Annotated in this window: 14 protein-coding genes and 4 tRNA genes; 4 read left to right on the forward strand and 14 right to left on the reverse strand. The window is 48.3% G+C overall.

Annotated features, from left to right (window positions below):
- Positions 1 to 47 precede the first annotated feature (47 nt).
- From clpP to R3187_RS10530, 8 genes are all read right to left on the reverse strand, one after another.
- On the reverse strand, positions 48 to 653 hold the full coding sequence (gene clpP / locus R3187_RS10495; protein ID WP_318967232.1) for an ATP-dependent Clp endopeptidase proteolytic subunit ClpP: 606 nt from the start codon (positions 651 to 653) through the stop codon (positions 48 to 50).
- 123 nt (positions 654 to 776) lie between these two features.
- Positions 777 to 2090, reverse strand: coding sequence for a trigger factor (gene tig / locus R3187_RS10500; protein WP_413229021.1), 1314 nt, complete (start codon positions 2088 to 2090; stop codon positions 777 to 779).
- 282 nt (positions 2091 to 2372) lie between these two features.
- Positions 2373 to 3626, reverse strand: a complete 1254-nt coding sequence (locus R3187_RS10505; RefSeq protein ID WP_318966928.1) for a glutamate-5-semialdehyde dehydrogenase — start codon at positions 3624 to 3626, stop codon at positions 2373 to 2375.
- On the reverse strand, positions 3623 to 4744 hold the full coding sequence (proB, locus tag R3187_RS10510; protein ID WP_318966929.1) for a glutamate 5-kinase: 1122 nt from the start codon (positions 4742 to 4744) through the stop codon (positions 3623 to 3625). Before proB ends, R3187_RS10505 begins: the two co-directional genes overlap by 4 nt.
- 572 nt (positions 4745 to 5316) lie before the next feature.
- Positions 5317 to 5393, reverse strand: a tRNA-Pro gene (locus R3187_RS10515).
- Positions 5394 to 5415: 22 nt separating this feature from the next.
- Positions 5416 to 5491: transfer RNA gene (locus R3187_RS10520), tRNA-His, on the reverse strand.
- 25 nt (positions 5492 to 5516) lie between these two features.
- A tRNA-Arg gene (locus tag R3187_RS10525) sits at positions 5517 to 5593 on the reverse strand.
- Positions 5594 to 5740: 147 nt separating this feature from the next.
- A tRNA-Pro gene (locus tag R3187_RS10530) sits at positions 5741 to 5817 on the reverse strand.
- Between the two features lie 188 nt (positions 5818 to 6005).
- Between R3187_RS10530 and folD the strand changes: the two genes are divergently transcribed.
- Positions 6006 to 6866, forward strand: coding sequence for a bifunctional methylenetetrahydrofolate dehydrogenase/methenyltetrahydrofolate cyclohydrolase FolD (gene folD, locus R3187_RS10535; protein WP_318967234.1), 861 nt, complete (start codon positions 6006 to 6008; stop codon positions 6864 to 6866).
- A gap of 59 nt (positions 6867 to 6925) precedes the next feature.
- On the opposite strand, the gene cysS is transcribed toward folD, so the two are convergent.
- Positions 6926 to 8305 carry a cysteine--tRNA ligase gene (gene cysS / locus R3187_RS10540; RefSeq protein WP_318966932.1) on the reverse strand — a complete coding sequence of 460 codons (1380 nt, stop codon included), beginning with the start codon at positions 8303 to 8305 and terminating at the stop codon, positions 6926 to 6928.
- Positions 8306 to 8471: 166 nt separating this feature from the next.
- Here cysS and R3187_RS10545 point away from each other — a divergent pair, with 166 nt between their 5' ends.
- Positions 8472 to 8966: a peptidylprolyl isomerase gene (locus R3187_RS10545; protein WP_318966934.1), complete on the forward strand. Its 495-nt coding sequence runs from the start codon at positions 8472 to 8474 to the stop codon at positions 8964 to 8966.
- A 9-nt stretch (positions 8967 to 8975) separates the two neighbouring features.
- Entirely contained in the window at positions 8976 to 9725 is a 750-nt protein-coding gene (locus R3187_RS10550; protein WP_318966936.1) for a UDP-2,3-diacylglucosamine diphosphatase, read from the forward strand.
- Here R3187_RS10550 and miaE read toward each other — a convergent pair.
- Positions 9703 to 10506, reverse strand: a complete 804-nt coding sequence (gene miaE, locus R3187_RS10555) for a tRNA isopentenyl-2-thiomethyl-A-37 hydroxylase MiaE (RefSeq protein WP_318966938.1) — start codon at positions 10504 to 10506, stop codon at positions 9703 to 9705. The two genes, R3187_RS10550 and miaE, sit on opposite strands and share 23 nt — an antisense overlap.
- 196 nt (positions 10507 to 10702) lie before the next feature.
- Here miaE and R3187_RS10560 point away from each other — a divergent pair, with 196 nt between their 5' ends.
- Positions 10703 to 11302 carry a Yip1 family protein gene (locus R3187_RS10560; RefSeq protein WP_318966940.1) on the forward strand — a complete coding sequence of 200 codons (600 nt, stop codon included), beginning with the start codon at positions 10703 to 10705 and terminating at the stop codon, positions 11300 to 11302.
- 91 nt (positions 11303 to 11393) lie between these two features.
- On the opposite strand, the gene purF is transcribed toward R3187_RS10560, so the two are convergent.
- The 4 genes from purF to folC are packed head-to-tail and all read right to left on the reverse strand — an operon-like array spanning position 11394 to position 15376.
- Complete coding sequence (gene purF / locus R3187_RS10565; RefSeq protein WP_318966942.1) at positions 11394 to 12905, reverse strand: amidophosphoribosyltransferase; 1512 nt, start codon at positions 12903 to 12905, stop codon at positions 11394 to 11396.
- A gap of 20 nt (positions 12906 to 12925) precedes the next feature.
- Positions 12926 to 13414 carry a CvpA family protein gene (locus R3187_RS10570; protein WP_318966943.1) on the reverse strand — a complete coding sequence of 163 codons (489 nt, stop codon included), beginning with the start codon at positions 13412 to 13414 and terminating at the stop codon, positions 12926 to 12928.
- Between the two features lie 58 nt (positions 13415 to 13472).
- Entirely contained in the window at positions 13473 to 14090 is a 618-nt protein-coding gene (locus R3187_RS10575) for an SPOR domain-containing protein (RefSeq protein ID WP_318966945.1), read from the reverse strand.
- Positions 14087 to 15376 (reverse strand): bifunctional tetrahydrofolate synthase/dihydrofolate synthase, encoded by a 1290-nt coding sequence (folC, locus tag R3187_RS10580; protein WP_318966947.1) that lies wholly within the window; start codon positions 15374 to 15376, stop codon positions 14087 to 14089. Before folC ends, R3187_RS10575 begins: the two co-directional genes overlap by 4 nt.
- Positions 15377 to 15378 lie beyond the last annotated feature (2 nt).

Below are 15378 nucleotides of genomic sequence, written 5' to 3' on the forward strand. Positions count from 1 at the left end.
CTCTTATTACGTCGCTGGTGACCGCAAAAATGGTCACCCTGCTTTATTTACTTCGTTTCTCTTTTACTTAATATGGTATCAATCAGACCATATTCCAAGGCTTGCTGCGCACTTAAGAAACGGTCTCGCTCGGTATCATTTACGATTTCTTCGTACGTTTTGCCGGTATGGTCAGCCATAAGGCGGTTTAATTTTTCTTTAATACCCAGAATTTCCCGGGCATGTATTTCAAAATCAGTGGCCTGGCCCTGAAACCCGCCTAAGGGCTGGTGAATCATTACCCGGGCATTTGGTAAGCAGTAACGCTTGCCCTTGGTGCCACCTGACAACAAAAATGCGCCCATACTGGCGGCCTGGCCAACGCATACCGTCGCTATATCAGGTTTAATATAGCGCATAGTGTCGTAAATTGATAAACCTGCAGTAACTGAACCACCAGGTGAGTTGATATAAATGTAGATATCTTTTTCCGGATTTTCCGATTCAAGAAACAATAACTGCGCCACGATCAGGTTCGCCATATGATCTTCAACCTGACCGGTTAAGAATATTACCCGCTCTTTTAACAGGCGGGAAAAAATATCATAAGAACGTTCACCTTTGGCAGTTTGCTCAACCACCATCGGGACTAAAGCATTAATGATGTCAGTCATATCGCGTGACATTGGCATAAAATGGGATCCCTTACTCTACTCTCGGAATGGTACGGCCGGAAAATAAAATGGCCCGAACTACTGTTCGAGCCATTAAAACCGTCATACCACGATAAGTCAATCTTAGTTAGTGGCTTGCGGGTTCATTATCTCGTCAAAGGCTGCAGCTTGTTCATTAACCTTGGCTTTGGCCAGAATTAACTCAATCGCCTGCTCTTCCAACGCAACATTACGCATGCTTTGCATTAACTCGTTGTTGCTGTGGTAATACTGCACCACTTCAGCCGGGTCTTCATAAGCAGAAGCGACGTTGGCAATTAACTCTTCCACTTTGGCGTTGTCAACTTTCAGCTCATTGGTTTTAATTACTTCACCGAGCAACAAGCCCACTTTTACCCGATCTTTTGCCTGCTCTTCAAACAATGACGCGGGCAATTCAGGTAACTGCTTAGGATCAACGTTATTGCCAAAGCGCTGTAACGCTTGCTTACGCAATACTTCAACTTCACCGCCGATCAGTGATTGCGGTACTTCCACTTCGTTATTTGCCAGTAAGCCTTTGATCACCTGCTCTTTTACTTTACCTTTGATCGTTTGCTTCAGCTCACGTTCCATGTTTTTGCGCACTTCTGTTTTCAGGGCGTCAACACTGGCTTCGGCTAAACCAAATAAAGTAGCAAACTCATCATTTAATTCCGGCAGTACCTGCTCTTCCACCGTGTTTACCGTTACGGCAAAGCTAGCCGCTTTACCTTTCAGGTTTTCAGCATGGTAGTCTTCAGGGAAAGTAACCTCGATGGTGGTTTTCTGGCCGGCTTTTTTGCCAATAATGCCATCTTCAAAACCCGGGATCATCCGACCAGCACCTAATTCCAGCTGGAAGTCGCTGGCCTTGCCGCCTTCAAATTCTTCACCATCAATGGAGCCGACAAAGTCCATTGTCACGCGGTCACCTTCAGCCGCAGCGCCTTTCTTCGCCTGCCATTTCGCATGTTGCTTACGCAACGTTTCCAGCATTTTGGTCAGGTCTTCTTCACTGATTTCAACTACCGGCTTGTTTACTTCAATTTTTTCCAGGTTTGCCACAGTAACGTCAGGATAGACTTCAAAAGTCGCAGCAAACTCTAAATCTTTACCTGCCGCCAGCGTGCCTGGAGCAAAGGTAGGTGCACCGGCAGGTGTCAATTTGTTTTCAATCACGGCTTCGTAGAATGAGCGTTGCATTTGCTCTGAGGCTACTTCCTGCAATACCGCCTGGCCATAACGTTTCTGAATGATAGAAACCGGCGCTTTACCCGGACGGAAACCATCGATACGCTGGCGCTTTGCCAAATCACGTAAACGGTTTTTCACTTCTGAATCAATTTTGTCAGCCGGTACAGTAATAGTTAAACGGCGCTCTAAACCCTGGGTGGTTTCCACAGAAACTTGCATCATGCTACCTCGAAATCAAAATCAGGCGTCTGAAATACGCCGTACTTGTATGGTCGGGACTCGAAAAAACGTAAGCTGAACCTGACCTGTTATAAAATTGGACGCGGCATTATAGCGGGCTAAATCGCCATAGTCGAGCCTTTAGCCACGCTTGTTTTAACGACGTTGCTTGACAAAAAATAAAAAACAGACTTAAGCCAGTAAAGCTAAGTCTGTTCAATAAGTTAGTCAGCTAATTACCTGCTACAACCTGCTGGTTTAGCTCTATACAGTGCCGACTGCCTGCTAGTTCCTTACCTGGCCATTGCCGGTTACCACGTACTTTTCGGTAGTCAGCGCTTCCAGCCCCATTGGACCATAGGCATGCAGCTTACTGGTCGATATACCAATTTCTGCGCCTAACCCCAATTCACCGCCGTCTGAAAAACGTGATGAGGTATTGTGCATGACTACTGCAGTATCGACCGTGCGGATAAAGCGCTCAGCATTGCCCTGATCAGCAGTACAGATTACCTCGGTATGCTGACTGCCGAACCGGTCGATATGCTCCATTGCCTCGTCCATATCTGCTACAACTTTAACTGCGATTTCCGGTGCCAGATATTCCTGACCAAACTCATCATCTGCAATAGCTGACGCACCATTAAAGTAGCCGACACTCTGCTTACAGGCATGGACTTTTACCTGATGCTCAGCCAGTGCTTTGGCAACCATCGGCAAAAAGTCTGCAGCCTGATGCTTGTTAACCAGCAAGCCTTCCAGCGCATTACAGACACCGGGACGTTGTACTTTGCCATTTAGCAGTAAATTCAGCGCCATGGTCAGGTCTGCGCTCTGGTCAACATAAAGGTGACAGACGCCTTTGAAATGCTGAATAACCGGAATACGACTGTGCTCAGTAACAAAACGGATAAGCCCTTCACCACCTCGCGGAATGACCAGATCAATAAACTGATCCTGCTTTAACAGGGCCAGTAATAAATCCCGGTCCGGATCTGGCACTATGGTAATAACCTCTTCCGGCAATTCATGATCACGCAATGCCTGACGCATCGCAGCAGCGATTGCCAGACTGGTATTAATCGCTTCTCGGCCACAGCGCAGAATAACGGCGTTACCAGACTTAAAACACAGTGCGCCGGCATCCGCGGTGACATTGGGCCGGGCTTCATAAATCATGCAAATTACGCCGAGTGGGATCCGGGTTTTCGCAATATTAATACCATTTGGCCGTTGTTCAATTTGCCGCGTTAATCCAACCGGATCGGGTAATTGAATAATTTGTTCAATCGCCTGCGCCATCGCTTCAATCCGCTCAGCATCCAGCGTCAGCCGGTCAATCATCGCCACGCTGGTCCCATTACTTTTAGCCTGGGCCACTTCATCTTTGTTCGCCGCAATAATAGCCGCAGTGGCTTCACGAATACGGTTAGCAAAGCTTTGTAATACAAAATTTTTCTGCTCTGTAGATAATACAGCGACAGCTTTGGCAGCTTTTGCTGCCTGGGCAGCCAGGGTGGCTGCAACATCAGAAATCATAATTTCTCCAATAACATCATTTCACTACGGTGGATAACAGCGTCACTTCCTGCCGGGCAGTAGCCCAGACATTTTGGGATGTCCCGGCTTTGTTGCCCTTTGATTGAGAACAGCTCCGTAGCACTAAACCGGCTGACGCCTTTGGCGATGCGGCGTGTGCCTTTGGCACAGCGAATAATAACCGCATCACCTGAATCAAACTCACCCTTAATCTGGACAATACCGCTGCTTAACAGCGATGCGCCATGCTGGCTCAATGCTTCTACACAGCCATCATCGACCCAGATTTCACCCTTAGCACGCAGAGTGTGACGTACCCAATGTTTTTTAGCCGGTAACGGTTTGTGCTGGCCAAAGAATACTGTGCCAGGATTCTCACCCGCTAAAAGACACTCAAAAGTTTCCTGCTGATGACCATCAACAATCAGGGTATCAATGCCCTGAGCCGTTGCTTTCTCGGCCGCTTCAACTTTAGTACGCATACCACCGGTGCCCACTGCCGACGCAGCGCCACCCGCCAGAGCGAAAATAGCCGCATCAATGGTGCTCACTTCCGGGATCAGAGTAGCCATCGGGTCCTTACTCGGATCAGCGGTATATAAGCCTTTGACGTCTGAACAGATAATCAGCGCATCGGCATTAACGACCGTAGCGACCATCGCCGCCAGATTGTCGTTATCACCCACTTTCAGCTCATCGGTGGCAATAGTATCGTTTTCGTTAACGATAGGTAGCACCTGATGATCGAGTAACCGTCTCAAGGTGTTCTGAATATTGACGTGACGCACCCGGTCACTTAAATCACCGTGTGTCAGTAGCACCTGAGCACAGGGAAAATCGAAACAGTTGGTCCAGAAATTCATCATCTGATTCTGGCCGACCGCTGCCATCGCACGTTTTAATGCTATGGGCACCCGTTGATGTGAAAAATTAAAGTGATGACGGCCTGCCGCTACACTACCAGAAGACACCAGAATAACTTCCCGACCCTGTTGTCTGCATTGGTGGATAAATTCAGCGATTGGACGTAAATATTGTTCACTACATCCTTCGTTATCTGGCGCAATCAGGGCACTGCCCACCTTCAGTACGACCCGACGCCAGCTTGGGTTTATCATAGCTCCTCCGTTATTTTGACCGCCGGCAGTATAGCAAAAAGGCTACCCCGGCACCACCGCCAGTACTGGCATAGAGACCAGCACGCAGTAAAAATAAGCATTAATATTCATTAATTTAGCATGAAACCTGAAGTTGAACGCCAACCGCCTGCTCACTTTTCAACCAGCAAAAGTGTAATAAAATTACAGTTTTAGCGGATATCCCGTTGAGTAGAAAAACGATAAAAACGACTGCATAGCGCACACCACTATAGATTGTGTGAATACCTGGTATACACGAGATAAAATTAAGAAATAGCTTAATTTCAGCCTGCATAATGCAGCACAGCTGAATAGTAATAAGGCTAAATTTGAAATCAGGAAGAGTGGTCGGTCAGGCACGCTGCTTTAACTTTAGGGAGAATGGTCGGTGATGCAGGATTTGAACCTGCGACCACGTGGGATCAAGAATACCCAAACCAAGTGCGCTGCTTTAATTTAAGGGAGAATGGTCGGTGATGCAGGATTTGAACCTGCGAACCGTGGGATTAAGAATACCCAAATCAGGCGCGCTGCTTTAACTTTAGGGAGAATGGTCGGTGATGCAGGATTTGAACCTGCGACCCCTTGGACCCAAACCAAGTGCGCTACCAAGCTGCGCCAATCACCGACTATAAGAACGCTGGGAAAAATGGGGTGGATGATGGGGTTCGAACCCACGACAACCGGAATCACAATCCGGGGCTCTACCAACTGAGCTACAACCACCACTGAAACTGTCTTGCGCTTGTTATGGCGCGCCCGATAGGATTCGAACCTATGACCCACGCCTTAGAAGGGCGTTGCTCTATCCAGCTGAGCTACGGGCGCACAATCGAACCCTATACCAAGCTAAAAAATCGGTCTGTGTAATGTTTTACAAAACCTTTTTAAAATTGGTCGGTGATGCAGGATTTGAACCTGCGACCCGTGGATTAAGAGTACCCAAACCACGTGTATACCAGACCTTTTTAAAATTGGTCGGTGATGCAGGATTTGAACCTGCGACCCCTTGGACCCAAACCAAGTGCGCTACCAAGCTGCGCCAATCACCGACTTTGCTGCACTGCTGCAACGGGGCGGAATATTAACGCCCGCCACCTGAAGCGTCAAACCTTTTTTTGCAATTATCAGCCGATTGCTGATTATTTGAACCTTTATTGCGATTAACTGCTCAGGATGGAGTTCTGCCGGCGGCTGTGCGAAAATGGCGGCATTAAAACGTGACAGAGATCCCTCCAGCATGACAGCACAAATTATTGATGGTAAAGCAGTAGCTCAGGCAACCAAAGACAAAGTTGCATCCCAGGTAAGAGCAAGGGTAAAAGCGGGGAAAAGAGCACCGGGTTTAGCGGTTGTGCTGGTAGGTATGGATCCGGCTTCCCAGGTTTATGTCGGCAGTAAACGCAAAGCCTGCGAGGAAGTGGGTTTTCATTCTGTATCTTACGATCTTCCCTCTGATACGACCGAGCAGCAATTGGTTGAGTTAATTGACAAGCTTAACCAGGACAACACCGTCGATGGCATTCTGGTGCAGTTACCCCTGCCGGCCGGGTTAGACTCGTCTGTCATATTAGAGCGGATAGCCCCGCATAAAGATGTCGATGGCTTTCATCCTTATAACATTGGCAGGTTAGCGCAGCGGATGCCGGCACTGCGCTCCTGTACGCCGAAGGGCATTATGACCCTGCTGCAAAGCACCGGAGTGAATATCAAAGGTATGGATGCCGTTGTAGTAGGCGCTTCTAATATCGTTGGCCGGCCAATGGCGCTGGAATTGCTACTTGCCGGTTGCACCACCACGGTATGTCATAAATTTACTAAGAATCTGGAAGCTCAGGTGCGCCGTGCCGACTTACTGGTGGTCGCCGTTGGCCGGCCGGAATTTATTCCAGGTGACTGGGTAAAACCCGGCGCCCTGGTCATTGATGTTGGTATTAACCGGCTCGACAGTGGCAAGCTGGTCGGTGATGTCGAATATGGCACGGCAGTAAAACATGCGCGTTATATCACTCCGGTACCAGGCGGCGTTGGCCCGATGACCGTCGCCAGTTTAGTAGAAAACACCCTGGAAGCCTGCGAGCTGTATCACGATAAGCACTGACAAATCGTTTATAGATAAAAAAACCGCCAGCAGGCGGTTTTTTTTATCACGGTATTAAATCAGCCTTTGCGCCAACTGGTTACGCCGTTTTTATCTTCAACAATAATCCCTTTGGCGGTTAACGCATCGCGGGCGGCGTCTGCTGCTGCCCAGTCTTTGTTAGCGCGGGCGGTGTTACGTTGGGCGATCAGTGCTTCTATTTCAGCGACATCATCATCTGACGCGCCTGATTGTAAGAACTGCTCAGCATCGCCCTGCAGTAAACCCAAAGCGCCGGCTAACAGTTTCAGCAACGCAGCCAACTCTGCTGCTTTGGCTGGTTCAGTTTCTTTAAAGCGGTTTACTTCACGCGCCAGTTCAAACAACACCGGTAACGCTTCCGGGGTGTTGAAATCATCGTCCATCGCGGCTTTAAACTGAGCGATATACGGGCTTTTTAAGTCGATACTGTGGCTTGGCGTAACATTCCGCAGCGCGGTGTATAGCCTTCCTAACGCTGCATGCGCCTGGTTTAAATTTTCAGCCGAGTAGTTTAACTGGCTGCGGTAGTGGCTGGATAATAAAAAGTAACGAACCGCCTCGGCGTTATACTCCGCCAGCACGTCTTTTACGGTAAAGAAATTGCCTAACGATTTAGACATTTTTTCTTTATCGACCTGCACCATACCGGTGTGGATCCAGGTATTAACGTATTTGTGGCCATGAGCACAGGTAGACTGGGCAATTTCATTTTCATGATGCGGGAACTGTAAGTCTGAGCCACCACCATGAATATCAAAATGCTGGCCTAAATGCCTGGCACTCATTGCCGAACATTCGATATGCCAGCCCGGCCGGCCATTGCCCCATGGCGATTGCCAGAACGGCTCACCAGGCTTGGTACTTTTCCATAACACAAAATCCAGCGGATCGTCTTTATTGTCGGCCACTTCCACCCGTGAGCCCGATTGCAGCATCTGCAGGTTTTGCTGGCTCAGTTCGCCATAAGCGTCATATTTGCTGACATCGAACAATACATCGCCATCACTGGCAATATAGGCATAACCTTTGGCTACCAGCGTCTCAATCAGGCTGATAATTTCTGCCATATGCGTAGTGACTTTTGGCTCTATATCGGCAGGCAGTAACCCCAGCGCGTTAAAATCAGCATGCATGGCTTGGGTAAAACGGGCAGTCAGCGCATCGCAACTTTCATTATTTTCTGCAGCACGTTTAATAATTTTGTCGTCAACATCGGTAATATTGCGCACATAAGTCACGTCATAACCACAAAAACGCAGGTAGCGGTTAATGACATCAAAGGCAACATAGGTACGGGCATGACCCACATGGCAATAATCGTAAATGGTAATACCGCAGACATACAAACCGACTTTGCCAGGCTCAATAGGGCTGAACACTTCTTTTTTACGGCTTAAGGTATTGTAGATCTGTAACATTGGCGTCCCCAAAAAAATTGACTTACAAATAACGAGCTAACATTGATATAAAGGCATAACATTCAGCCCGCTAGTGTACCACCGGCAAACTTCAGCCGCTATCGTTGCTTTATGAAATGCCCTGGCTGAGTTACAATGACGCCATTCAAACAGAGGACCTTATTCAATGATTAAATTACATACCAATTATGGCGTTATTACCCTGAACCTGTTTGCCGATAAAGCCCCGGTTACTGTGGAGAATTTTATCAGCTATGTGAAAGATGGCTTTTTTGACGGCACCATTTTTCACCGGGTAATAGACGGCTTTATGATCCAGGGTGGCGGTTTTACCAAGGATATGGATCAAAAAGAAACCAAGGCAACGATTAAAAACGAAGCTAACAACAAAGTGGCCAATAAAAAAGGCACCATCGCGATGGCGCGGACCAATGACCCACATTCTGCTACCTGCCAGTTTTTTATCAACATCGCCGATAACAGCTTTTTAAACCATACTTCAGAATCTGGTCAAGGCTGGGGTTACTGTGTATTTGGTGAAGTGAGCGAGGGAATGGACGTTGTGGATAAAATTCGCCAGGTAAAAACCGGTCGTTTCGCTGGCCACAGCGACGTGCCAGTTGAGCCGGTAGTAATTGAAAAAGCTGAGCTTGTCGCTTAAGCGTTAGTGATGCCCACCCCACATACGCTGTTTATCGCCGATTTGCATTTATCTGCAGATCGGCCCGATATAACCGCTGCGTTCCTGCGTTTTTTACAACAGCAAGCCGCTCAGGCTGATGCGCTGTATATTCTCGGTGATTTGTTTGAAGTCTGGATTGGCGACGACAATCCTGAGCCGTTGCTTGATACGGTAGCGACTGCCTTAGCAACACTTAGCCAACAGCTGCCTGTCTATTTTATTCATGGCAACCGCGATTTTGTATTACGCCAGGGCTATGCCAGTCGCGCCGGCATGCAATTACTGCCGCAGCAGCAGGTTATTGACTTGTATGGTACCCCTACCCTGATTATGCATGGCGACAGCCTTTGCACACTGGATATTGCCTATCAGAAATTTCGCCGCTGGTGGAACCAGCCCTGGTGGCAATGGTTATTGCTAAAAACACCGATCGCCTTCCGGCAAAGGTTAGCGGCAAAAGCCAGGCGCAAAAGTGCTGAGCATAAAAAACGTTACAACGAGCAGCAGCAACCACAGATTATGGATGTTACGCTGGAAGAAGTGCCAAAAGTCATGGCACAATTTGGCGTTACCCGGCTGATCCATGGCCATACCCACCGCCCGGCCGTGCATCAGGTCGATATTAATGGCGTGCCGGGTCAGCGCTATGTGCTTGGTGACTGGTACAGTCAGAGTAGTTACTTAGCCGTCTCGGCTGACAAATGGGATCTGGTATTTACGCCGCTGACTGATCACTAGCAGCTACCTGAGGGCAACCACTGTGAAATTTAAAGTCAGCATCCGGGCTGCTAATTAACTCAGCTTCCACCCTGCCAAAAAACGTTATCCTCTCAGCCACTTCATCATTATTATTCGCACCGGCAACCTGATAAGCCAACGCTAAATAATCCTGATAATGCCGAGCTTCTGAGCGCAGTAACGAAATATAAAATCCGCCAATATCGTCTGGCAATAAAGGCGCCAGTTTAGCAAAACGTTCGCACGAGCGCGCTTCAATGTAAGCACCGCAAATAAGCTTATCAACCATAGCGGCAGGTTCGTAAGTGCGAACATGGCGCAGCAAACCTTTGGCGTAGCGACTGGAGGTCGTTTTTTCATAGCCAATTCCGTTTGCCGCCATCATCTCCAGCACCTGATAAAAGTGATGCAGCTCTTCTTTTATCAGCAATACCATTTTATCGATTAAATCCTGAGCATGACCGCTGCTGGCCTTTGGGATCATCGACTTTTTCAGGGTTAAACCCGCCAGCGCACGCCAGTCACCCTGCTGACGATAGGTAAAATCTTCATAAGGCTTTAACCATTGCAGCAGGGCGTCAGCACTACTTTCCTCCACCGCATAGCGGCGGATAAGATACATAGCACTCTGGGCCGCTTTTAACTCACAAATAAGATGATCGCGCAGCAACGTAGCCAGATTTTCAGGCCGGGCGGCTTCTGCCAGCCAGGTTTGTGGTGTGGCACAGTCCAAAAAATAGCTGATGGGCTGTATCAGGTTGTCTAATTCACTGCTTAGCATGACGGTCACTGTATAAAAATTAAGACTGCATTATACCTAAAGGCAGCCGCCCCACCAAGTTTGACCTGGATCCAGGCTTTGCTGAAATTTAGTACAAGCCGCTTGACGAATGGCTAAGTTTTAGTCATAACTGAGTTAAGGGTGGCTTTGTAACATAGTTGCCCGATTTGAGGGCGTAGTAAAAAGGATAATAATTATGATACTAAACCATTTATGGGGCATATATGCCCATCCGAAAGAAGAGTGGCATACCATTGATGCCAGACACGAAAGTTTCCGTTACAGCATGGCGCACATTATGATTGTAGCGCTGATACCGGCCATATGTGCCTATTATTCTGCGGTTCATCTGGGCTGGAGTATCGGCGTCGGCGACCCGATAAAACTGACCGCGCAAAGCGGCCTGGTAATGTCTGTCGCCATGTACTGTGGCTTAATCATAGGCGTTTTTGCCCTTGCCTGGCTGGCGCACTGGATGGCCCATACTTTTGGCGCTGAACCCACTTACACTCAGACAGTAGAGTTGTGCTCTTACACCTCTACGCCATTATTTATGGTAGGGTTCGCCGCACTGTATCCGGAACTGTGGTTCGTGGTCAGTGTCGGCCTGGTTGGTCTGGCCTATTCTATTTACTTACTTTATGTTGGCGTACCCATATTAATGCATATTCCGGAAGAGCGCGGTTTTATATACGCCAGCTCTGTCGTTACCGGTGGCCTGACCCTGTTAGCGGTGCTGATGGCGACAACAATGATCCTGTGGATGTCCGGGTTCGGGCCAACCTATACCCACTGACCGACTGACTATGCCAGTCAATATAATAAAACAGGCGCCAATGGCGCCTGTTTTATTATTGCACATAGCTATCTGGGCCACCTGGCCACACTTAGCCTTCGTTATATGTTTCTAAGTTAGTCGCCATTGACATCGCAGTCTGGGCCTTGGCATCGTCGCTGCGTGACTGATCTAAGCGGTTCAGATATTCCTGATCAATATCATTCGTAACATAGTGACCATCAAACACGGAGGTTTCGAAGCGTTTAATATCCTGGTTTTCAGAACGTACTGCAGCGATTAAATCTGGCAATGACTGAAAAATCAGGCCATCTGCACCGATGGTTTCACAAATGCTGTCAACGTCATGGCCGTGGGCGATTAACTCATTGGCTGACGGCATATCAATACCGTAAACGTTAGGAAAACGTATTTCCGGCGCGGCTGAAGCAAAGTACACTTTTTTTGCACCGGCTTCACGCGCCATTTCAATAATCTGACCAGAGGTGGTACCCCGTACTATTGAGTCATCCACCAACAGGACATTTTTCCCCTTAAACTCCTGCCAGATGGCATTCAGTTTACGTTTTACTGACTTTTTCCGTTGCACCTGACCAGGCATAATAAAAGTACGGCCGATATAGCGATTTTTGACAAAACCCTGGCGGAAAGGCAACTGCAGCTCATTGGCTATTTCCAGGGCTGCATCATTACTGGTTTCAGGGATAGGAATAACGACATCGATATCCAGATGTGCCCATTCCCGCTTAATTTTCTGGCCCAGTACCTTACCCATTGCCACTCTTGACGCATACACAGAAATATTGTCAATGGTAGAGTCAGGACGGGCAAAATAAACGTACTCGAAAATACAAGGCGTATAATTGGGGTTCTCGGCGCATTGCTGGCTGAATAGCTCGCCCTGCTCAGTAATGTATACCGCCTCACCTGGTGATACATCACGCAATACGGTAAAGCCGTCTGCATCCAGTGCAACGCTTTCAGAGGCAACCATATATTCGGTACCGGCAGCGGTTTCCCGTTTGCCCATCACTAATGGCCGGATGCCGTTCGGGTCACGAAATGCTACCAGGCCATGGCCGATTATCAGTGCCACAGCAGCGTAACCACCACGAATTTTGCGGTGAGCACTGGCAACAGCATTAAAAATCTGTTCAGGCTCTAACTGCATCGTCGACTTTGACTGCAACTCATGTGCCAGGATATTCAGCAAAATTTCTGAATCTGACGTGGTATTGATATGGCGGCGGGCAAGTCTGAACATGTCTTCTTTTAGTTCGTGCGAATTGGTTAAATTACCATTATGCGCCAGGGCAATACCGAATGGACTGTTCACATAAAACGGCTGAGCTTCAGCGGTACTGGATGAACCAGCAGTCGGGTAACGCACATGGCCAATACCAATATTACCCGACAGCCGTTGCATATGACGGGTTTCAAACACATCTTTTACCAGACCATTGGCTTTACGTAATCTGAGCGTATTGTTATCAACTGTAACAATACCTGCGGCGTCCTGGCCCCGATGTTGTAACACTGTCAGACCATCATACAGCGCCTGATTGACCGGATACTTGCCTACGATTCCAACGATACCACACATTGATTATTTCCTCGCCCGCCCTAAGGCTTTTGCATAAAACTGGAATGGTTTTCCAGATACTCAAAAAACCACTCGATAATAAAACCAAATTCGGGGATCAACACCGATTGCTGCCACCACAGCGCTTGCGCAGCCGGGGTAAAAGCATCCATAAAGAATAACACTGCGCTTACCACCAGCACGCCCCGTAGCGCACCAAATACCAGACCTAAAACCCGATCAGTACCCGACAGCCCTGTGCTTTGCACTAGTTTAGCAATAACAAAGTTAATTAAAGCCCCAAGAATTAAGGTGCAGATAAACAAAATAGCAATGGCGGACGCATTACGGATCGTCGGGTCAGCTATATTAGTAAAAATTGATGCGAGCTTTGAGTAATATTGGCTGGCTATAAAAAAGGCCAGAAACCATACTACCAGCGAGATAGCTTCTTTGACGAAACCGCGGATCAGACTGATAACAGCCGATAAGGCAATAATTGCCAGTATAACAAAATCAACCCAAACCATTTGCTACCAAAGGATGCCTGATGACGGCGCGCATTCTATCAAACCGGCTGAAGCTTGGCTAATTATTTTCAGTTACCTGATAACGGCTCACCACTAACCGCGCGATGCCTGTTAACTCTTGCAGTTTCTCAACCTGTTGTTCCAGATGGGCTTTTCGAAGATCTGGCCCTACCAGCACGCTGGTTAACTCCTGGCCATTACTATTGGTGATATCGCGGGTAAAGGTGACATATCCCTGCTGGCGCAGTTTCGCCACCAATGCATTAGCATTTTGCGGATTACTGAAACTGCCCACGCGCACTACCCAGGCGTTTTCAGCGACTTCGGCGGCGGCTTGACTATCAACATTAGCGGCTGCTGACTCACCATTAACAGTCACCTGCGCAAAAGTATCAGAGGGCAAATCGTCCGGATTACGCTGAGTAACGAGGCGATCATCATCCAACGCACTTTCCTCCACTTGCTCTGTTGCCGCAATACTGCTGACTTCATCAAAAGCGGCCTGGTTGAATGGTTCGGCCTGCTGTACGCCTTTAAACTCAGGACGGTCCGGGATCACTTTGAAATCATCTTTCACTACCTGTTTTTCGCCATCCAGTAAATCAGGCAGAAAAATGATACCGGCTAGTATCAATATAGTGGCACCGAGTAACCTGTGCTTAAATCCCGCGGTCATGTTGTCTCCTGATGGTAGCTTGCCAGCACTGCTGAAACCGTGACAAATGATCCAAAAATAATCAGTAAATCATCATCCTGCAACTTAGATAATAGCTGTCTGAATGCCGTTGTCACGTCCTGATACTGCTGATAATCAGCCTGCGCCGGGGCCGCTGCTTCCAGTGCAGCCGATAACTGTGCCGCTTGTGCTCCCCGGCTGCCAGGCAGGCTGCTAAGATGCCATTGATCAATTACCGGGGTCAAGGGCACCAGTGCCTGCGTCATGTCTTTGTCTTTTAACATGCCGACCAATGCCAGCACCTTATTGTAGCGTGGCTTCAGCGCGGCCAGTTGCGTGGCCAGATAGCGGGCGGACTGCGGGTTATGTGCCACATCAATGATTATTGCCGGTTTTTCCTGCAGAACCTGCATCCGCCCGGCCAGACTGATCTCAGTCAGTACCTTTGCTAATACCGCATGCTCTGGTAATAACGCCAACTGCTTAAGTACTGCCAGACTGGTTGCGACATTCTGAACAGGTAACGCTGGTAGCGGCAGGTTCTGGTATGCCGAAGCGCCGCAATGCCAGCTCCAGCTATCAACATTTTGCTGATAAAAATAATCCTGATTAACGATCAATGCCGGACAATGTAATTCGGCAGCTTTGGCCCGCACTGTGGCCGGAGGTAACAGCTCACCAATCACCACAGGTTTATCCTGGCGGAACACCCCTGCTTTTTCCCAGCCTATTGCCTCGCGATCAGAACCGAGCCAATCCTGATGATCTAAATCTATAGTGGTAATAACGCTGATGTCAGGACTGACAATATTGGTCGCATCCAACCTGCCGCCCAACCCCACTTCAATAAGACAAAAATCGACCGGCTGACGTTTCAGAATTAACAATGCAGCTAAGGTAGTGAATTCAAAATAGGTCAGCGCAGTGTCGCCACGTAGCGCTTCAATTTCCGCCATAGCGCTAACCCACGATGCGTCGTCGACATCATGGTTATTCAGCCGTAGTCGCTCATTAAAGCGCAGCAAATGCGGAGAACTGTAAACACCAACACTGAATCCCCCGGCCAGCAATAATTGCTCAAGGGTGCGGGCAGTGGACCCTTTACCATTAGTTCCGGCAATCAATATCACTTTACCGGGTAAAAGAGCTAATTCAGCGCGGTCGGCAACCCGTTTTACCCGCTCCAGCCCAAGTTCAATTTTATCGATGGGATGGCTTTGCTCAATATAACAAAGCCAATCGGCCAGAGTCTGGCACGATTGGCTTGACGTTAACATCTCTGACATAT

The organism is Arsukibacterium sp., assembly GCF_033721375.1.
Classification (GTDB): Bacteria; Pseudomonadota; Gammaproteobacteria; order Enterobacterales; family Alteromonadaceae; genus Alishewanella.